This is a genomic window from Macrococcus equi (genome assembly GCF_047426745.1).
GTDB classification, from domain to species: domain Bacteria; phylum Bacillota; class Bacilli; order Staphylococcales; family Staphylococcaceae; genus Macrococcoides; species Macrococcoides equi.
In genome coordinates, this window is the sequence record NZ_CP179732.1 from 1675171 (window position 1) to 1695591 (window position 20421).

General features: G+C 34.5%; 19 protein-coding genes and 1 other annotated feature. Of the genes, 17 read left to right on the forward strand and 2 right to left on the reverse strand.

The genetic code is table 11. The features are described from left to right. The first annotated feature begins 35 nt into the window (after positions 1 to 35). Both ACMGE6_RS08810 and ACMGE6_RS08815 read left to right on the forward strand, forming a co-directional pair. Positions 36 to 506, forward strand: a complete 471-nt coding sequence (locus tag ACMGE6_RS08810) for a hypothetical protein (RefSeq protein WP_414053484.1) — start codon at positions 36 to 38, stop codon at positions 504 to 506. Between the two features lie 435 nt (positions 507 to 941). Continuing rightward, positions 942 to 1478 (forward strand): histidine phosphatase family protein, encoded by a 537-nt coding sequence (locus ACMGE6_RS08815; RefSeq protein ID WP_414053485.1) that lies wholly within the window; start codon positions 942 to 944, stop codon positions 1476 to 1478. Positions 1479 to 1711: 233 nt separating this feature from the next. Here the strand turns inward: ACMGE6_RS08815 and ACMGE6_RS08820 are convergent, their stop codons facing one another. Further along, positions 1712 to 3358 carry an alpha-keto acid decarboxylase family protein gene (locus tag ACMGE6_RS08820; protein WP_414053486.1) on the reverse strand — a complete coding sequence of 549 codons (1647 nt, stop codon included), beginning with the start codon at positions 3356 to 3358 and terminating at the stop codon, positions 1712 to 1714. Between the two features lie 140 nt (positions 3359 to 3498). Here ACMGE6_RS08820 and ACMGE6_RS08825 point away from each other — a divergent pair, with 140 nt between their 5' ends. The 8 genes from ACMGE6_RS08825 to ACMGE6_RS08860 all read left to right on the forward strand — a co-directional run bounded on the left by ACMGE6_RS08825 (position 3499) and on the right by ACMGE6_RS08860 (position 10712). Next, positions 3499 to 3939 carry a MarR family winged helix-turn-helix transcriptional regulator gene (locus ACMGE6_RS08825; protein WP_414053487.1) on the forward strand — a complete coding sequence of 147 codons (441 nt, stop codon included), beginning with the start codon at positions 3499 to 3501 and terminating at the stop codon, positions 3937 to 3939. A gap of 13 nt (positions 3940 to 3952) precedes the next feature. Then, on the forward strand, positions 3953 to 4690 hold the full coding sequence (locus ACMGE6_RS08830; RefSeq protein ID WP_414053488.1) for a TrmH family RNA methyltransferase: 738 nt from the start codon (positions 3953 to 3955) through the stop codon (positions 4688 to 4690). A 28-nt stretch (positions 4691 to 4718) separates the two neighbouring features. Further along, the gene (locus tag ACMGE6_RS08835; protein WP_414053489.1) at positions 4719 to 5078 is read left to right on the forward strand and encodes a nuclear transport factor 2 family protein; all 360 of its coding nucleotides are present in this window, start codon (positions 4719 to 4721) and stop codon (positions 5076 to 5078) included. A 97-nt stretch (positions 5079 to 5175) separates the two neighbouring features. After that, positions 5176 to 5712 (forward strand): hypothetical protein, encoded by a 537-nt coding sequence (locus ACMGE6_RS08840; protein ID WP_414053490.1) that lies wholly within the window; start codon positions 5176 to 5178, stop codon positions 5710 to 5712. Beyond that, the gene (locus tag ACMGE6_RS08845; protein ID WP_414053491.1) at positions 5696 to 5905 is read left to right on the forward strand and encodes a hypothetical protein; all 210 of its coding nucleotides are present in this window, start codon (positions 5696 to 5698) and stop codon (positions 5903 to 5905) included. Before ACMGE6_RS08840 ends, ACMGE6_RS08845 begins: the two co-directional genes overlap by 17 nt. A gap of 42 nt (positions 5906 to 5947) precedes the next feature. Further along, positions 5948 to 6146, forward strand: a binding site (T-box leader). A gap of 51 nt (positions 6147 to 6197) precedes the next feature. After that, positions 6198 to 7268: a phenylalanine--tRNA ligase subunit alpha gene (gene pheS, locus ACMGE6_RS08850; protein ID WP_414053492.1), complete on the forward strand. Its 1071-nt coding sequence runs from the start codon at positions 6198 to 6200 to the stop codon at positions 7266 to 7268. Further along, a complete protein-coding gene (pheT, locus tag ACMGE6_RS08855) occupies positions 7255 to 9657 on the forward strand; it encodes a phenylalanine--tRNA ligase subunit beta (protein ID WP_414053493.1) in 2403 nt (800 codons plus the stop codon). Before pheS ends, pheT begins: the two co-directional genes overlap by 14 nt. 107 nt (positions 9658 to 9764) lie before the next feature. After that, positions 9765 to 10712 carry a nuclease-related domain-containing protein gene (locus tag ACMGE6_RS08860; protein ID WP_414053494.1) on the forward strand — a complete coding sequence of 316 codons (948 nt, stop codon included), beginning with the start codon at positions 9765 to 9767 and terminating at the stop codon, positions 10710 to 10712. Between the two features lie 496 nt (positions 10713 to 11208). On the opposite strand, the gene rnhC is transcribed toward ACMGE6_RS08860, so the two are convergent. Further along, positions 11209 to 12138 carry a ribonuclease HIII gene (gene rnhC, locus ACMGE6_RS08865; protein ID WP_414053495.1) on the reverse strand — a complete coding sequence of 310 codons (930 nt, stop codon included), beginning with the start codon at positions 12136 to 12138 and terminating at the stop codon, positions 11209 to 11211. Between the two features lie 106 nt (positions 12139 to 12244). Here rnhC and zapA point away from each other — a divergent pair, with 106 nt between their 5' ends. The 7 genes from zapA (at position 12245) to ACMGE6_RS08900 (ending at position 20401) form a co-directional block, all read left to right on the forward strand. Then, positions 12245 to 12520 carry a cell division protein ZapA gene (zapA, locus tag ACMGE6_RS08870; RefSeq protein ID WP_414053496.1) on the forward strand — a complete coding sequence of 92 codons (276 nt, stop codon included), beginning with the start codon at positions 12245 to 12247 and terminating at the stop codon, positions 12518 to 12520. Beyond that, positions 12513 to 13064 (forward strand): CvpA family protein, encoded by a 552-nt coding sequence (locus ACMGE6_RS08875; RefSeq protein ID WP_414053497.1) that lies wholly within the window; start codon positions 12513 to 12515, stop codon positions 13062 to 13064. Before zapA ends, ACMGE6_RS08875 begins: the two co-directional genes overlap by 8 nt. 51 nt (positions 13065 to 13115) lie before the next feature. Next, on the forward strand, positions 13116 to 14819 hold the full coding sequence (gene polX, locus ACMGE6_RS08880; protein ID WP_414054847.1) for a DNA polymerase/3'-5' exonuclease PolX: 1704 nt from the start codon (positions 13116 to 13118) through the stop codon (positions 14817 to 14819). A 5-nt stretch (positions 14820 to 14824) separates the two neighbouring features. Further along, the gene (locus ACMGE6_RS08885) at positions 14825 to 17161 is read left to right on the forward strand and encodes an endonuclease MutS2 (RefSeq protein ID WP_414053498.1); all 2337 of its coding nucleotides are present in this window, start codon (positions 14825 to 14827) and stop codon (positions 17159 to 17161) included. Between the two features lie 197 nt (positions 17162 to 17358). Continuing rightward, positions 17359 to 17679, forward strand: coding sequence for a thioredoxin (gene trxA / locus ACMGE6_RS08890; RefSeq protein WP_414046778.1), 321 nt, complete (start codon positions 17359 to 17361; stop codon positions 17677 to 17679). A 97-nt stretch (positions 17680 to 17776) separates the two neighbouring features. Beyond that, positions 17777 to 19588 carry an excinuclease ABC subunit UvrC gene (gene uvrC / locus ACMGE6_RS08895; protein WP_414053499.1) on the forward strand — a complete coding sequence of 604 codons (1812 nt, stop codon included), beginning with the start codon at positions 17777 to 17779 and terminating at the stop codon, positions 19586 to 19588. Positions 19589 to 19789: 201 nt separating this feature from the next. Beyond that, on the forward strand, positions 19790 to 20401 hold the full coding sequence (locus tag ACMGE6_RS08900; protein WP_414053500.1) for a succinate dehydrogenase cytochrome b558 subunit: 612 nt from the start codon (positions 19790 to 19792) through the stop codon (positions 20399 to 20401). The last annotated feature ends 20 nt before the right edge of the window (positions 20402 to 20421 follow it).

Below are 20421 nucleotides of genomic sequence, written 5' to 3' on the forward strand. Positions count from 1 at the left end.
TGATGAAAGGAAAAAGAAAAATAAAGGATGACTATATGTACGGTATAATTTTGAACGAAGCAGGTTATAGGACTTATCCATTTGAAGTTCTTAAGTACATTGAGCTATATGTGAAATCATTAAAGTGGAAAATCAATGCACACGAACATAATGGGGATTTTCTATATGATGATTTCCCGTTTGATCAACCCAATAATCAATTGATGGACGGAGATACGTTTTATAAGGCTTTAGCATCTTATTCAGATGTTCAATGGGTTTGGGGTGTACTTTCAGGATTTCCAAATGAATTCAGTTGGGAAGAAATAGAAAGAGATGCTGTAGAATATGATATTACTGAGGATCCTGTTATATGGAATGGCGGTTTATCACATATCGAAAGTAAAGCTGTATTTGAAATTGTAGCAATGGATAGTTCAATAACAATTGTGTTAGCCGATGATTATAACGTAATGAATGAATTATTGGAACATTTTCCGAGAGGAGAAAAATTATGCATTACTTAATATCAAATAATAAAGAATCTTATTGAACAGTCATCCGTAAGTTATTAGTATAAGCAGATACGATATTAATAACTTGTACGTTAGGTGAAGATTTTACTGAAACATGTGTATACAAAAACTTATCGCCTGAATTCATTGAAATGAAAGTACAAAGAAAATGGCCAGGTACGCAAGGAAATCATCTAGGTAATTTATATTATTTTCACTATAACCAGCGAGTGGTTAATATGATAAAGTAGTTTAATTGTTTTTATAAGGAGGATGGTTTCGACTTTTCCCCAATTGAAGTCGATATTGATATCGCATTTCTACAGGATGGTAAAAGTGTGTTGTATTCAATTGGTCATGAGTATGAAGTAAGAGTGATGGATAATAAGTTAGCTGGTGAATTGAAACAAATGGGATTGAAGGTAGTGAAGTATTAGGGGGATAAACATGAAGCAAATATATTTTATTAGACACTCTATTAGGGATATAAGATTTAAACACGATGAAAGAGCTCCATTAACTGAAGAAGGAGTAGAACTGGCGAAAGAACTAGTGGATTTGTTTAAAGATATGGAGATCACAAATATTTTTTCTAGTCCATTCAAAAGAGCGATCGATACAGTTCAACCAATTGCTGATTATAAGGAGATGGACGTCGAAATTATTGATGACTTTTATGAACGTACAGTCGGTGATTGGATAGATAATTTCTCTGAATTTGCTGAAAGACAATGGAAAGACTTTGACTATAAATTAGAGGACGGTGAGTCCCTAAATGAGGTAAAGAAAAGAATCGTTCCAGCTTTTGAATCAATCGTTGAAAAGTGTGATGGTAATATCATAATTTGTGGTCATGGCACTTCATTTTCTGTATTATTCAATCATTTAACTGATGGGGCGTTTGGATATGAAGAATTTTGTGAGATGAAGATGCCAGATGTGTTTGAATATTTCGTAGGTGATAAAGTAATAGTAAAATATTAGTAAAGCTTGCCCGAAGTAATTTAAGTTGGGGTAAGAAATTACAATAATTTGAAAATCTTGCCCTAACGACGAGAGCTTCGCGCAAGAATATCCATTGAAAGTAAGGTTTTGCCTACTCGGAAACTAAAGTGACGGAAAGAATCATAAAAAGGAAACCACAATCCCACAATCCTAAACAGCCCACAAAAATACCCCGCCATACACAATCTTGTGCATGGTGGGGGTTACATAAATTATTTCTTCTTATTCGCCTCAGCAAATGCTTTAGAAATATCGATTAACTTTTTAGGCGCATCTTGTACACCCATATGGATTTCAACGAAGTGCAAGTGCTCTTTGTCAGCGTTAATTTTATCCATTACTGCTTTTAACTCGTTTGAAGTTTTCGCGTCATGCACAACAACTTCCTCGTTTGCACCAAACGCTTCTGGTAACATCTTATAATTCCACATTTTAATGTCATTATATGGTTCTTCCATGCCATGAATTAAACGCTCTACTGTATAACCGTCATTATTAATGACAAAGATAATTGGTTTAATACCTGTGCGAATCATTGTTGATAAAGCTTGAACTGTAAGTTGTAATGATCCGTCACCTACGAGTAATAAGTTACGACGATTAAGGTCAGCATGTTGACTTCCTAGTAATGAAGGGAATGTGTAGCCGATTGATCCCCATAAAGGTTGGCCGATATATTGATTGCCTTTATACAATGATAAATCATATGCACCGAAGAATGATGTTCCTTGTTCAGCGAGTAGAATATCATCTTTTTCTAAAAATGCATTGACTAATTTAAAGTAGTTTTCCTGCTCTAAAGGTTCATCATTTAATTCATAATCCATTTTTGAACGTTTGAATGTAGGATAATCAGCTGTGTTTTTATAATCGATTGTTAGTAATCCATCAACTAAGTCGATAATTGATACGTCGTCAGTTACTAAAGCGCCTGCTTTGAAATCATTTTGGTTCATGAAAATGACTTCATTGATATCAAACTCATAACTGAACCCTGCTGTTGCTGAGTCTGTTAATTTCGCACCTAAGTTAATGATGCAGTCTGAGCCGTTAACATAATTACGTACATTTTCTTCAGCAATTTTTCCGTCGAAAATACCTAGATATTTATCGCTTTCCTCGTTGAATGCTGACTTACCAAGTGACAACTGTGCGACAGGAATATTTGTTAAATCAGCAAATTGTTCTAATTTTTCATGTAAATCAAATGAATTAATTTCATGTCCAACAATTAGTACAGGTTGTTTTGCAGTCGCTAACTTTTCTGAAACAGCGTCAATATACTGACTTACGTCTTGCGCTGCATGTTGGTAAGCTACAGGTGTATCATTTACTGCGATTTCCGTTAATGCAACATCAATTGGTAAGTGAATGTGCACTGGACGACGTTCACGTATCGCAGCATTAATGACGCGCGGAATTTCAGTTTGAGCGTTTTCTACAGTGAGTGTAGTTGTCGCACATGTGATATGTTCGTACATTTTAGAATATGAATCAAATACACCTTCACCTAATGAGTGATGGACATAACGTCCCTCTTTTTGGGCAATACTTGATGGGCCACCTGCAATTTTTACAACAGGAACACGTTCTGCATAACTTCCTGCAATTCCGTTGACTGCACTTAACTCACCAACACCAAACGTTGTGCTCACTGCAGCAAGTCCTTTAACACGTGCATATCCATCTGCAGCATAAGCAGCATTCAATTCATTTGTATTTCCGATCCATTCTAATTTATCATGGCTTACGATATCATCTAAAAATGCTAACGTAAAATCACCAGGCACACCAAAAACTTTATCAACACCATTAACTGCTAGAGTATCTAATAATAATTGACCGATTCTTTGCTTCATTTTGAGTTCTCCTTTATCATTATTCTTCTATTTTTAATATAAACTTCACATAATATTAAGTCAATATCATTGACCTAATAATTGAAATTTATTTATGACAGCGTATAATAAGATTAAGTAACGAATAGGGAGACGAATACATGCCATCCAGAGACAATGAGCATATATTATTTTATTTTGCATACAAGACCTACATTACAACCGCAGACAAAATAATTGAGCAATTCGGTATGCAGCGACAGCATCATCGATTTTTATTTTTTATTTGTAATAAACCTGGGATAACACAGAAGGATTTACTTCAGGTGCTTGAAATATCTAAACAGGGATCACATCATACATTAAAAGTACTGAAGGAAAAAGCTCTAATCATAGAGCAAACATCGCAAAGTGATAAACGTTTAAAGGAACTATATCCTACTGAACAAGGATATGCGTTGATTGAAGAGCTGAATGCAGCTCAGCGTCAGTTAATGGATGAAATATTCAATGAATACGGTCATGACTGGTATAAAGTGATGGAAGGATTATCACAAAAAAGAGAAGGTTATAGTATTATTAAGAACGACAAATTAAAATGAATAGAGGGACATTATGGATCGCATTGAATCAGTTAATAATATAAAGATAAAACAAATCGCAAAACTCCATACGAGAAAAGAAAGAAAAAAGACACAACAGTTTTTAATTGAAGGATTTCATTTAGTTGAAGAAGCAGCTAAGAGCAATATAGATATTGAGATGATCTTAACTGTGTCACCCGATAAACTAACTGAAGAGATGGTAAATCGTAGTAAAGCACAATTTGAAATTACTTTTAAGGTTGCAGAGAAATTATCACAAACAGAAGCACCCCAAGGAATATATGCTGTATGTAATATGCCGGACGCTTCTCAAGTAGATATGAAAAAAATTGTATATCTCGATCGTATACAAGATCCAGGAAATGTAGGAACAATTATTCGTACAGCGGATGCTGCGGGTATTGATGCTGTAATTCTAGCAAAAGGTACAGTAGATATCTATAATGATAAAGTATTGCGCGCAGCTCAAGGGAGTGTATTTCATATTCCGGTATTAGAGATGGAGTTTTCTGAAATTTGTTCAAAATTTAATGGAAAAGTATATGGTACAAGTTTAGAAAATGCTGTAGACTATAAACAAGTAGATGCATGTGAATCTTTCATGTTAATTTTGGGAAATGAAGGACAAGGTGTAGATGAGGCTATTCTTGCCCAAACAGATCATAATCTTTATGTTCCGATTCATGGCAAAGCAGAGAGTTTAAATGTTGCTGTATGTGCGGGTATTTTATTGTATCACTTAATTTAAAACTATTTTAAAGAGAGAAGTGTAGAGAATGGCATATTTTCATCTATTAGCAGCCTGGAGTAGTCAGGATATGGAGAAAATGAAAGAGATTATTTCTAAGGATATTAAAGCAGTATTCATTTCAGATGAAGCAAAACCTTATGAAATGAATTACGACGAGTTAATTGATTTGTTCAATTGCAGATTTGAGAATGAACAAGACTGGCAATTTGAAGTGATATATCGCGCTAATCGAGTGAGTGGTAATATCGTTGTTACAGAGATTATGCGTGAGAATAAAAGAAGAGAGCTTTTAGAAGATAAAGCGTTATGCACGATGTATTTTAATAAAGAAGAGACAAGAAATAAGTTGGTCCGTTTTGATATGGTAATGGGCTTGAAAGAATAAATCCTTCGTAAAGAAGGATTATTTTTTTTCAATATTGTATGTTTTTGGGACAATATATTCCATATAATGTTATAATTGGAATGAGGAGTTGATTGATATGAAAGAACGTTTTAAGAAAGAACTGCATTTTTATTACACACATATTTTTGATACGCATTACAAAATGGGGATCAAGCAATATAAAAATCAGAGTTTGTATATTTCAATGATTTCCTTTATTCCATTATTTTTATTCGTACTATATGTATTGGTATTTCGAGATGAATCATACTTACATTCGGATGCATTTTATAATTTAAAATTAAGTGAGCAAGACCGATTAAATGCTGAGAATCATTTTTATCTATCTTTAGCATTAATAGCTGCTACATTCTTAATTAAATTATTTCTTGTGCCGATAGAGATTAAAAGAGCTAATTTTAAGGGTGTTAACTGGAAAGTAAGAATTGTTTTATTAATTATTGCATTTATGTTTTTAATTGGCTGGAGTATTTATAGATTACAGCAACCTAAACCCTATTTCATTCATGAGATAATCTTTGGAACAGTATTGATTAATATGATCTTTGGTAATAATAGATTTGAAACTGAGGCAGAAAAAGAGAGGTATAAAGTCGATGGTAGACATATTTAATATTTTACTTAATGTAAATTCACATGCAGGAATTCAGTGGGGTACGCTTTTATTCACTTTGTTTACTTTATTTATAGCTATAGCGTTGATAGCAATGGTTCTCTATTTTTTACGTCGTCTGAATGAAATTAGAAGTATCGAAAAAAGAGTAAAAGATCTTGAGGCTCGCGAGGAAAAACGAAATCAATTATAGCTTGAATATAATTTTTTAATTGATTATAATAAGAACTAATGAAATAAAGGACCGATAAAAAGACGTAATATGTGGATTTGTCAAGAGAGCTATCGTTTGGTGTGAGATAGTCATTGAAGCATATTTTTTCATCTTTTTGGTTGCTTAATAAGAAGTTAAGCCGGTAGATACCGTTATCATCAACAAGTGTGCACTTATGTGCAAATTTGGGTGGTACCGCGGAATTCTTTTCGTCCCTGTATGAGGGATGGAAGGAATTTTTTTGTTTCTAAAAATTTAAGGAGGCATCACGATGGAATTAAAGGATAAATTACAAGCGTTGAAGGAAGAGGCTGTTCAAAAGGTACAGGCAATTTCTGAGAAAAAAGAATTACAAGATATTAAAGTGTCTTACTTAGGTAAAAAAGGTGTTATTACGGGCTTAATGAAAGAGATGAAGTCTTTACCAAATGAAGAGAAACCGATGTTTGGTCAACTGGTAAATGACGCACGTCAAACAGTTGAAAAGGCGATTGCTGAAGTTGAAGAAAAGATTCAACGTGAAATGATCAACAAAAAATTAGCGAGTGAAACAATCGATATCACTTTGCCTGGTAAGGAACTTACAAGTGGTGCTAGTCATCCATTAAATCGAATTGTAGAAGATATTGAAGATTTATTTGTAGGTTTAGGTTACGAGGTTGTTGAAGGTTTTGAAGTTGAAAGTGATTATTATAACTTTGAAGCGTTAAACTTACCGAAATCTCATCCAGCACGAGATATGCAGGATAGTTTCTATATATCAGATGAAGTTTTAATGCGTACACATACGTCTCCAGTTCAAGCACGTACGTTAGAATCTCGTAAAGGACAAGGTCCGGTTAAAATTATTTGCCCGGGTAAAGTATATCGTCGTGATTCAGATGATGCGACACATTCACATCAATTTACACAAATTGAAGGCTTAGTTGTTGATGAGAATATTAAGATGAGTGACTTAAAAGGGACATTAGAATACTTCGCGAAAAAAATGTTTGGAGAAGATCGTGAAATCCGCTTACGTCCAAGTTTCTTCCCATTCACTGAGCCTTCTGTAGAAGTCGATATTTCTTGCTTCAAATGTAAAGGTAAGGGATGTAACGTATGTAAACGGACAGGCTGGATTGAGATTCTAGGAGCGGGTATGGTACATCCAAATGTTTTAGAGATGGCTGGATTTGACTCTAAGAAATACTCTGGTTTCGCATTTGGTATGGGTCCTGACCGTATCGCAATGTTGAAATACGGTATTGAAGATATTCGTCATTTCTATACAAATGATTTACGATTTGTAACACAGTTCTTACGTGCTGAAGATGGAGGTAATGTAGATGTTAGTAAGTAAAGAGTGGTTAAGTGATTACGTCAACGTGGATATACCTGTAGAAGAATTAGCAGAAAAAATTACGCGTAGTGGTATTGAGATAGAAGAAATTATTGATTATAAGAAAGATATTAAAAATTTAGTCGTGGGCTATGTTGAATCGAAAGAAAAACATCCAGATGCGGATAAATTAAATGTGTGCCAAGTAAACGTGGGCGAAGAAACATTACAAATCGTGTGTGGCGCACCTAACGTTGACGCAGGACAACACGTTATCGTTTGTCTACCTGGCGGACGTTTACCGGGTGGCGTTAAAATTAAACGCGCAAAATTACGCGGTGTTGAATCAAACGGGATGATTTGTTCTTTAGGAGAATTAGGCATTGCATCTAATTTAGTGCCTGAAGCTTACGCAACTGGTATCTATGTATTCACGGGTGACGTTAAACCAGGTCAAGATGCGTTAGAAGCATTAGATTTAAATGATGAAGTAATGGAATTAGGTTTAACACCAAACCGTAGTGACTGTATGTCAATGATTGGTACAGCATATGAAACAAGTGCATTATATGAAGAATGTTTATCTTTACCGACTTCAGAAATTAAAGAAACGGTTGAACAAGCAAGTGATTATATTTCAATAAAGATTGATGATGTCGAAGCGAGCCCATATTATGCTGCGCGTGTCGTTAAAAATGTAAAAATTGGTCCATCTCCAGAACACATTCAAAGTCGTTTAATGAAAGCAGGCATTCGTCCAATCAACAATGTAGTAGACGTTTCGAATTACGTAATGCTTGAGTTCGGTCAACCATTACACATGTTTGATTATGACAAGATTGGTTCTAAGGAAATTTTAGTTCGCTATGCGAATGATGGTGAATTAATGACAACGTTAGATGATCAGGAACGCAAATTAACAGCAACTGATATCGTCGTAACTAACGGAGAACAACCAGTGGCACTTGCGGGTGTAATGGGTGGCGATTTCTCTGAAGTGACGGATAATACAGTCAACGTATTAATCGAATCTGCAATGTTTGCACCATTAAATATTCGTAAAACTGCCGGACGTTTAAACTTACGTTCGGAATCATCAAGCCGTTTTGAGAAAGGTGTTGCAGCTGAATTCGTTGAAGATGCATTAAACCGTGCAGCATATCTGTTACAAGAAAATGCACAAGGTGAAGTTTTAAATGGAATTGTTGCGGCAGGAACATTACCAGAACTTACTACAAACGTTGAAATTACAACTGAAGATATTAACCGTTTAATCGGATTTGAAATTTCAAACACTGAAATTAAAAACATTTTCGAGCGTCTTGGTTTTGAATCTAAAGTAGATGGTGATGCATTTAGCGTTGTCGTACCTAGTCGTCGAGGAGACATCACGATTAAAGAAGATTTAGTTGAAGAAGTAGCACGTATTTACGGTTATGATGCATTACCTGCAACATTACCTGTGACTAAAACGAATAAACAGGTGGGTCTAACTGATTATCAAGCCAAACGACGTGCAGTGAAATCATTGTTGCAAGGATTAGGTTTAAACCAGGCAATTACGTATGCACTAGTTTCAACAGAAAAAGCAAAGCAATTTGCATTGAAACAAGCGGACACTGTTAAGTTACTCATGCCGATGAGTGCGGATCATGCGGAATTACGTCAATCATTAATCCCACATTTAGTTGATGCTGTTGTTTATAATAACGCACGTCAAATGAAAAATGTGGCATTCTATGAAGTAGGGAACACATTCTTTAAAGTTGAAGGATCTGAATTACCTTCAGAAGAAGAACATGTTGCCGGAATTATTACTGGTGAGGTAACACCAAGTTACCACCAAGGTAAAAAAGAATTAGTTGATTTCTTTCATGTTAAAGGGATAGTTGAAGCGATTGCTGACCGTTTAGGTATCAAATTTGAGTATCGTCGTTCTGAAGAGACTTTATTACATCCAGGACGTAGTGCAGATATTTATGTTGGTGAAGTGAAAGTTGGTATTATCGGTCAATTACATCCATCATTTGAATCTGATAACGATTTAAACGAGACTTACATTTTTGAGTTAGATTTAAAAATGCTATTAAATGATGTTCAGGGTCAAATTCTTTATAACATGATTCCGAAATTCCCAGGTACAAGCCGTGATATCGCGATAGAAGTTGAGCGTACGATGGATACTGGCGAATTAATTAAAGTGATTGAGGAAACAGATCATAAATTATTACAATCAGCGAAAGTATTTGATGTTTACCAAGGTGAGCATATTGCTGAAGATAAGAAATCAGTTGCGATTCGCATGGAATTCTTAAACCCAGAACAAACGTTAACTGAAGAAGACATTAAACCAATTTATGATAAAGTACTTGAAAATCTTGCAGCAACTGGAGCGAAGTTAAGAGGATAAATTTATTTAGAAGCCATCTAATAGGATGGCTTCTTTTTTGTTGAGATAATTTGATAAATTGATATATATTTTATTTGTGTTAACTAATGTTAAAAGAGGTGATTTATTTGTTTTTAAAAACACGAATCTTTAATCAATATGAGAGATATATTCTAGAAGTAGAAGGTCGCATTGAAATGGAACAATATGATAAAGATAATTTGTTTACAACTAAGAAAGGATTATTAGGTGAGAAGTATTTTTATGAGCATATTAAAGATTGCATTGGTGGCGCAAAGATATGGGATTTACGTCTCAGATTGAATGGACAATCACAATATGATTTTATTATTGTATCAGATGGAAAAATAATGCATTTTGATACGAAATTTTATGAAGGTAACTATAATTATATTGATGGCAACTTTGTGAGTGAGAATGGCTATGTAATACATAATCCTATAGCTTCACAGACTAAACAACATATGAGATTAAAACGATTTGTCGATAAGTTAGGAATGGGTTATGATGTTGTGAGTTGTATAATTTTTGTGGGTGAACAATTTAATGTTACTGGATTCAATGGTGACAAGCGTATATTATTTGAAAAAGATATCAACAGAATTGTTGAACGATTAAATCAAAGAGAAGTAACTGAAGAAGAAGTTGAAATTGCTCGAATTTTTATTGAACATTATGACCATAAAGGAATCATCCCTCGTATACTTTACTATCCATATCATGAGATGAAGAAAGGTGTGAAGTGTCCGACGTGTGGTGAATTTTTGACACGGGTTGAAAGGACTGCTAAAAAAGTTAAATGTAGGTGTGGTTCTACTTTTACCAAAAAAGAACTTGTCAGACTTGCTTTCGATGCAGTTTATATCCTAAAGAATAGTGGAGTGACAGTGAGTGATATAGTAGACTTCACCGGTTTAGGTAGAACATTGATTAAAGAGGTGTTATCAAAAGAGTTTCAAAAGCTTGGGACCTACAAAAACAGCAAATATTTACCACATGAGTCGAATGATTTTTTATTAAAAGAGAATGAAGAGAAGTATGTTTATAAGGAATGATATCGTTATACTTTATTTGAAGTGTTACGCGGCTGTAATAAGAAAATACAGTCGCGTACTCAATAGAAAATGGTAAACAAAAGTAGCAGCCGGCTGTAAAGGGAAAATACAGCCGCGTACTCAATAGAAAATGGTAAACAAAAGCAGCAGCCGGCTGTAATAAGAAAATACAGTCGCATACTTGACAGAAAATGAAAAAAAGGTGTAGCAGCCGGCTGTAACAAGAAAATATAGTCGCGTACTCAATAGAAAATGGTAAACAAAAGTAGCAGCCGGCTGTAACAAGAAAATACAGTCGCGTACTCAACAGAAAATGACAAGCAAAAGCAGCAACCGGCTGTAAAGGGAAAATACAGCCGCGTAGCTACATCCTTGACCCAAACAAAGATTATTTCTTGCGTCGATCAATCAAATTTACTTTGATATACCATAGCAGATACACAAATACAAGTACACCAAGCGTCATATATAGGTAATCATTCATCTCTTAACACTCCTATTTCTTTTTTTGCACTATCGCTAATGCTTTCGCACGGTTCTTAAAGTCTTTTTTTGTAATCGAATCAAGATATTCTATACCCTTTTTATTAATTATTTTTGCGGCTTCTAAATCTACTTTTGCACCAGCGCCTTTAGTAATATGAATGCCTGTTTCACGAATAATTTCATCGTAATATTTTACAAATGCATAACGTGCAATAATAGAACTTGCTGCAATGGCAATCGATTTACCTTCACCTTTTGTTTCAAAACGTGTTTTACTGCGTTCTGGTATAGGGGTTAAGGCATAGTTTTCATATACACCTTGTACAGCAAATTGGTCAATAACAATATAATCGACTGGCGCACCATCAATTTTCTTCAATACATTCGTTATTGCTTGATTATGTAGCACAGCTTTCATCTTCACTTGAGACCAGCCAAGCGCTTTTCTTTCATTATACTTAGGGTTATCTAGAACTAATAGTGAATGTGGAATGATTGGTATAATTTGTTCTGCAAGTTCAACGATTTTTTCATCTTTCAGATTTTTAGAATCCATCACACCTAATATTTTTAATATTTCTGCATTTCTTTTAGAGACATAACTAGCAACAACAGTCATAGGACCAAAGTAATCACCTGATCCTGCTTCGTCACTACCGATACAATTGAAGATGTCATAAGCAGTCATACTTACAGACTTTTTCTTCGTAGGACTACTCCCGGATATTTTTATGTTTGCTTTCATAAGTAGGCTTTGAGCTAGCGCTTCACTATTACCACCTTGGACCATAAATTTGTTTGAGTTATATATTGTAACGGTATGTCCTTCTATTTTCTTGCGGTATTTTGAACCGGGGGGTAAAGTTGACTCACTTTCGGGTAATATACTGATTAATTTTAATACACTGTCTTTATCCAATTGCTGAACTTTTGAACTCATTATTGTTTCACTCCGTAAATTTTGGTCAGTTGTATGTTTTTATTGTATAACATCCTCTAAAAATGGTAACATAAACATTAATAAAAGACGATGTTGGAGTGATTTTATGGGAGAATTTAAAAATCGTATCACTGTAACAATATATGACCAACATTATACTATTATAGGTGAGGATGAGCCGAGTCATATCAGACACGTAGCAAGTCTTGTAGATGATCGAATAAATGAAATTGCTCGGATGAGTGCAGGGCTGGACACTTCTCGTAAGGCAGTACTTGCTGCAGTTAATATAATGGATGATTATGTGAAGTTACAAGAAGAATATGAGTTATTAAAACAAAAGCTAATTTCTATAGAAAGAACAGGCGAACAAAATGATTAATGTAATATTATTGTTTTTCTTAATTCTGGGGACTGTTATAGGATTAAGAAGAGGATTTATTCTGCAGTCACTACATTTAATCGGTACAATTGGCGCGTTCATTATCGCGCGTATGTACTATGCAGCTCTTGCTAAGCATCTTGTACTGATCATACCTTTTCCTTCAGCCGAAGGACATTATCAGTCTCATTTTTTAAATATGGTTACTAATGAGATGACGTTTTATAATGTTGTCAGCTTCATCATTATCTTTTTTGTCAGTAAGGTACTGCTACAGATGGTGGCAACAGTATTCGATTACATCGCACAGTTACCCATACTTAAACAGATGAATGCTGCATTAGGCGCACTACTTGGTTTTATTGAATGCTATTTATTACTTTTCATCGTACTTTTTTTGTTTGCGATGATGCCTAATGGATGGATACAAGACCATTTAGAAGGAAGTTTTATCTCTAACATCATCGTAAATTATACGCCTGTTATAAGCGGTATCGCAAAATCATGGTGGGAAAATATCGGTATGATTCACATATTCAAATAAAGTCATAGGCAAAATGTGTCTATGACTTTTATTATGGAGGGAAATAATTTGATAAATAAAAAGGAATATATTAAATATTTAGAAACGATTGCAACTTATCTGGAATTAGCAGGCGAAAATCCTTTTAAAATTTCTGCTTATCGCAAAGCTGCTGCAAATATTGAAACATATCAAGGAGATATTAATACATTAGATAAATTTACTGAAATTAAAGGTGTCGGAAAAGGTGTGGCTGAGGTACTTGAGGATATAAAAGCAAACGGGGAATCCTCTCTTTTATTAACACTAAAAGAAGCAACTCCGCCCGGTCTCATTCAGATGCTTAAAATAAGAAATTTGGGTGCTAAAAAAATAGTAAAGATCAATGCGGCATTAGGCATTGATAATGTTGAGGACTTAAAGCAAGCATGTCTGAATCATAAAATAAGCGCACTTCCTGGTTTTGGGAAAAAGAGTGAAGAGAATATCTATAAAGCGATTGAAGAAATGCTTTCGATGACTGAACGTTTAAGTATTCATCAGATGCATCTTTTTACTGCAATGATTGATCGTTATCTATCACAATCTAATGATATTAATAAATTTCAAGCAACAGGAAGTTTTAGACGTAAGAATGAGTTCTCTGGTGACATTGATTATATCATTCAGACTGAAGATAGAGCGGCTGTTAGTCATTATATAAGTCAGGCTCCTTTTATTAAGGAAGTTGAGTTACAAGGAAATGAAAAGATAACAGTGCAGGTTGAAAGAGATGACTTGATCACTACTGCAGATTTCAGATTTACTGATCAGGCAGGATATGCACACATGCTTCAACATTTTACAGGTAGTAAAGAACATAATATTCGTATTCGCCAGCTCGCCAAAAAGAAGCATGAAAAAATCAGTGAATATGGCATTACAAAAGAAGATGGTACACTGATTCAATACGCATCAGAAAAAGAAATATACAATCATTTTAATGTTAATTTTATACCGCCAGAGATGAGAACGGACGGTTCAGAATTTGAGTTAGAGTGTATGGATGAAATTATTACAATACATGATATAAAAGGTGATATCCATATGCATACTACTTACAGTGATGGTGCGCATACGATTGAACAGATGGTCGAAGCAGCGATTGACAAAGGATATGAATATATCGCAATTACAGATCACTCTAAAAGTTTATATGTAGCAAACGGACTTTCAGAAGAACGTTTACTTGAGCAAAATGCTTTGATAAAGTCGTTAAATAAACAATATAATGAGATTGACATCTATTCAGGGATAGAAATGGATATTTTACCTGATGGTTCGATGGATTATAGTGATGATGTATTAAAAGAACTTGATTATGTTATAGGGGCAATACATCAGGCACTTACACAGTCTGAAGAGGATATCATGAAAAGACTGATCAATGCCTGTCATAATCCTCATGTTAGACATATTGCACATCCAACTGGACGTTTGATTGGCAGAAGAAATGGATATGCTGTTGATATTGAAACTTTAATAAATGTTGCAAAAGAAACGAATACAGCGCTTGAAATCAACGCACATCCAATGCGTTTAGATTTATCATCAGATATATTAAGACAATATCCAGGTATACAACTAACCATTAATACAGATGCACATGCGATAAATCAGCTTGATTTGATGACTTATGGCGTAGGAACTGCCATAAAAGGTAGGGTAAAACGAAATCAGGTCATTAATACGATGGACCGCGAAGCATTTAAACAATGGGTAACAAAAGGGAAGTAAATATAATGAATAAAAAAGCATTAAGTATATTAGAATATGACAAAATCATAAAAAATGTTATGGAATATGCTCAAAATGAATTATCAGAGCGCATCTTAAACACAACGCACCCCACATCAGATATTAATGAAATCAACGAAATGTTTGAAAGGCTTGAAGAAGCACGGTTGATTGAAATGGGACAAAGTGAACCGGGCATGAGTATGTTATCAGATATTGATGGTCTTGTGCGACGTGCGGTTATTGGATCAGTATTATCGGTTATCGAGCTCAATAAAATTAAACATAATATCAAAGTCATTAATCGATACAAGACTTATATCTTCAATCAATTTGAAGAAAGAGAACTAGAAATTCCCATTATTTATCATCAGCTAAAAAACTTACCGACAATTACTGAGCTTGCAGAATCTATTCAGTCAAAATGTGATGAAACAAGTTTGTATGATAATGCTTCAGCTGAACTTGCTCAAATTCGTCAGGAAATGAACCGAATCAATCGTAAGATTAAAGAAAAACTTGAACAAATAGTTCGAAGCTCTAATAATCAGAAAAAATTATCTGATGCAATCGTTACAGTGCGTAATGGCCGTCAGGTTATTCCTGTGCGAAGTGAGTATAAGCAGGATTTTCCGGGTATCGTTCACGATACTTCATCGAGTGGACAGACATTTTATATTGAACCAAATAGTATTGTTCAATTATCAACTGAACTCAGCAGTGTTACACATAGAGAACAGGAGGAAGTTGAACGAATCCTGTATGAATTAACGAATGAAGTCGCAGAATACGATAATGCTTTAACGTACTCAACAAAAGTACTTGCTGATTTTGATGTACTGCTTGCGAAAGCAAAGTATGGCAATCGAAATAAAATGGTGATGCCAAATATTGCTGAGGAACGTACGATTGATTTACCGAAAGCCTGGCATCCTATGTTGCCAAAAGAGACGGTTGTAAAGAATAATATTGTCTTCTATCCGGACATTCATTCGGTGATTATTACCGGACCAAATACCGGTGGTAAAACTGTAACACTAAAAACAACAGGCTTAATCATTTTAATGGCTCAAAGTGGCATGATGATTCCCGCATTTGAAGGAGCTACCATAAGTGTATTTGATGAAGTATTTTGTGATATCGGAGATGAACAGTCAATTGAACAGTCACTTTCAACATTTTCTAGTCATATGACAAATATTGTATCAATTTTAGAAAATATGACTGAAAACAGCTTTGTGATGTTTGATGAGCTTGGTGCCGGTACTGATCCTGCTGAAGGTGCGGCACTTGCCATGAGCATTCTTGATCGCTGCTTAAATCGTGGAGTGATGACGATGGCAACGACTCATTATCCTGAACTTAAGGCGTACAGCTATAACCGTGAACATGTGATGAATGCCAGTGTTGAATTTGATGTTGAGTCACTCAGTCCAACATATCGATTGCTCATGGGTATCCCTGGTAAAAGTAATGCCTTTGATATCGCTAAAAAACTAGGACTGGATTTATCTATTATTAAAGAAGCGCGTCAGATGATTAATATGGATAACAAAGAAATAGATAATATGATTGCATCACTTGAAAAAAATGCGAAACAAATAGAAGATGACCGTGTGCTTACTGAAAATCTTAAGCTTGAAGCACAGTCTTTACATAAAGATTTGAATAAAGCATTTACAAGTTATGAGAAACAGAAAGAAAATTTAATTGAAAATGCTAAGCAACAAGCAAATGATATTGTAAAGAAAGCAGAGAAAGAAGCTGACGAATTATTAAAACAGCTACGTGAATTAAAGTCAAACGCAGATATTAAAGAAAATGAGCTTATTGAACAACGTTCAAAACTTTCAGGAATGTATCATGAAACAAAGATTAAAGAAAATAAGAAGTCACAGAAAGATGAGATTATTGAAAAAGGTGACCACGTTAAAGTGTTAAGTTATGGTCAAAAGGGAGTTATCCTGGAAGTTGATGGAGACGAAGCGGTTGTTCAGATGGGCATTATAAAAATGAAATTACCTTTGAATGAATTAGAAAAAGAGAAAGCACCAAAACAAGAAAAAGTACGTGTTGTACCTCGTGCCAATCGTCAAACGATTAAAATGGAACTTGATATACGCGGAGAACGTTATGAAGATGCTTTATATAAAGTTGAACAATATTTAGATCAGGCAATATTGTCTAATTATAGTCAGGTAACCATCATTCACGGAAAAGGAACGGGTGCACTGCAAAAAGGTGTTCAACAGTTTTTAAGAAAATCAAAAGCAGTTAATTCATTTAGAGGTGGCATGCCTTCTGAAGGCGGATTTGGTGTAACGGTTGTTGAATTAAAATAAAAAGGTAGTGATGAATTGGATAATTTTGATATGTATAAGCTTGCAAAAGTACTTATTGTAGTGTCAGTACTGATGTTACTTGCAGGAATGGTTTATTTATTTGTTGCTTTGTAAGTCGGGTGAGCAAAATGTGTGACCTATACAACTAATTTTGCTATACTCCATTTATATCGCATAAGCTAATTACTAGGAGGATTATAAATATGGCTATTATTACTGGAACAGATACAAATTTTGAAGAAAATATTAAAGAAGGTGTTACTTTAGTTGATTTTTGGGCACCTTGGTGTGGACCTTGTAAGATGATTGCACCTGTATTAGAAGATTTAGCAAAAGACGTAGAAGGCAAAGCTAACATCGTAAAAGTTGACGTTGATGAAAACCAAGCGACTGCTGCTAAATTTGAAGTTATGAGTATTCCTACTTTAATCGTATTTAAAGATGGACAAGCAGTTGATAAAGTTGTTGGTTTCCAACCTAAAGAACAATTACAAGCTGTTTTAGAAAAACATTACTAAGATGTAGCTGAAAATAAAATTTTTTAAGAGTGAAATCTTTTGATTTTGCTCTTTTTTTATGGTTATAATTTTTGAAATATAAAGAGTGGTGAATCGTATGGAAGATTATGAATTGAAGATTAAAAGAAAACTAGCTGTCTTACCCAATGAACCGGGTTGTTATCAAATGAAAGATAAAAATAATCAAATTATCTATGTTGGTAAAGCGAAGAACCTACGTAATCGGGTCAGATCATATTTTACAGGTGCGCATGATGAAAAAACGACACGTCTTGTACTTGAAATACGTGATTTTGAGTTTATAGTAACCAATACAGAAATAGAATCTTTGCTGCTTGAATTAACGCTGATAAAAAAATATTATCCTAGATTCAATATAATGCTGAAAGATGATAAAAGTTATCCGTTTATAAAAATTACAAATGAAAAACACCCAAAGTTATTAGTAACACGTACAGTAAAAAAGAATAGCGGGAAATACTTTGGACCCTATCCGAATGCATATGCTGCACATGAAACGAAAAAACTTTTAGATCGTATCATACCATTTAGAAAGTGTAAAAACCTTCCGGATAAATTATGTCTGTACTATCATATCGGTCAATGTCTGGGACCGTGTGTATATAATGTTGAAGAAGCAGAGTATCGTCGTTATATACAGATTGTTACAGACTTTTTAAACGGACAGGATACAGCAATAGTAGATGACCTGCGAGAAAAGATGCACGAACGCGCAGAAAATCTACAGTTTGAGGAAGCAAAGGAATATCGTGATTTAATTGCACATGTTGAATCATTAATGTTTAAGCAAAAGATGATGACTAGCGATATGACTACAAGAGATATATTTGGCTATGCTGTCGATAAAGGGTGGATGTGTATTCAGGTATTTTTCGTCAGACAAGGTAATCTTATTGAACGCAAAGTAACGATGATTCCATTAATTGATGATTCTAAGTCACATTTTTACAATTTTATCGGTCAATTTTACGGCCTTGCAGAAAATATTTTGCCAGCAGAAGTACATGTGCCTACAGGATTGAATCTTGAGATGATTCAATCAGTTGTTGAAACAAAAGTAATTCAACCTCAACGTGGTAAGAAAAAAGAGATGGTTGATCTTGCTGTAAAAAATGCACAAATTGCGCTTTCCAATAAATTTGAAATAATTGAACGTGATGAAGAACGTACCATTAAAGCGATTGAAGAACTCGGCAATGCAATGGGGATTGAAACACCAGTAAGAATAGAAGCTTTCGATAACTCAAATATACAAGGGGTGGACCCGGTTGCTGCTATGGTATGCTTTATTGACGGAAAGCCAAGTAAGCGTGATTACCGAAAATATAAAATAAAAACTGTCACAGGACCCGACGATTATGAAAGTATGCGAGAAGTAGTGAGAAGGAGATATGCTCGGGTCTTAAAAGAAAACTTACCCTTACCTGATCTCATCGTTGTAGATGGAGGTAAAGGTCATATGAGTAGTGTTATTGATGTATTGGTGAATGAACTCAATCTGGATATTCCTGTAGCAGGACTTAAGAAAAATGATAAACATATGACTGCAGAGTTATTATACGGGGAAGATTTTGATGTTATCCCGCTCAACAAAAAGAGTCAAAGTTTCTATTTACTACAGCGTATTCAGGATGAGGTGCATAGGTTTGCAATTACATTTCATCGCAATACACGAAGAAAGACGGGGTTATCGTCGCAGCTCGACAGTATTGAAGGCATTGGTCCAAAACGTAAATTAATGCTTATGAAACATTTTGGTTCGGTTAAAAGGATTAAAGAGGCAACGATCGAAGAGATAAATCAAATAGGTGTACCGATTAAATTAGCCACAGAAATTCATAATACTTTAAATGGAGAAAGTCAGCACAAAAGCGAATCAATAAAATGATAAATAATGTTTGTGAAATAATTTAATTGAGAATCATTTTCATATGCCACAGCAGGTTAAAGAGTGGTACAATGATGATGAAAATTAAATTTCACAAACTTTTTTTTATACTAAAATGTAATCGGTTTCTTGATTTACCGTATGAACAGGCGTATTATTGAATTTGTGAATTTACTTAAAAGAATCTAGGGGGGACTTCGATTGGCAAGCTCAGAAAAATCATTTGCACTACGTAGGTTACATTCTTTACTTGGGGTAATTCCATTAGGTGTTTTCTTAATTCAGCACTTAGTGATTAACCATTTTGCGGTAAACAGTCCAGAAGCTTTTAATAAAGCGAGTGACTTCATGTGGAATTTACCGTTTAAAATTGTTTTGGAAACAGTCGTGATCTACTTACCAATTTTATTCCACGCGATTTATGGTGTGTATATTGCTTTTACGTCTAAGAATAACGTCATGCACTATTCAACATTTAGAAACTGGATGTTCTTATTACAACGTTTCACGGGAATTGTGGCGTTTATCTTTATCGCAATCCACGTATGGCAAACGCGTGTACAGGCAGCATTAGGTCATCATATTAACTATGATATGATGCATGACATTTTTACGAATCCAATTAATTTAATTGGTTATGTAATCGGTATTGTAAGTGTTATCTTCCATTTTTCTAATGGATTATGGTCATTTGCAGTAAGTTGGGGTATTACACAATCTGATCGTTCACAAAAAATCATGGCTTATGTTTCATTTGCAGCATTTTTAGTGATTACTTTTATCGGATTACGTGCTTTATTTGCATTTATTTAGGATAAGAAATTTAGGGGAGT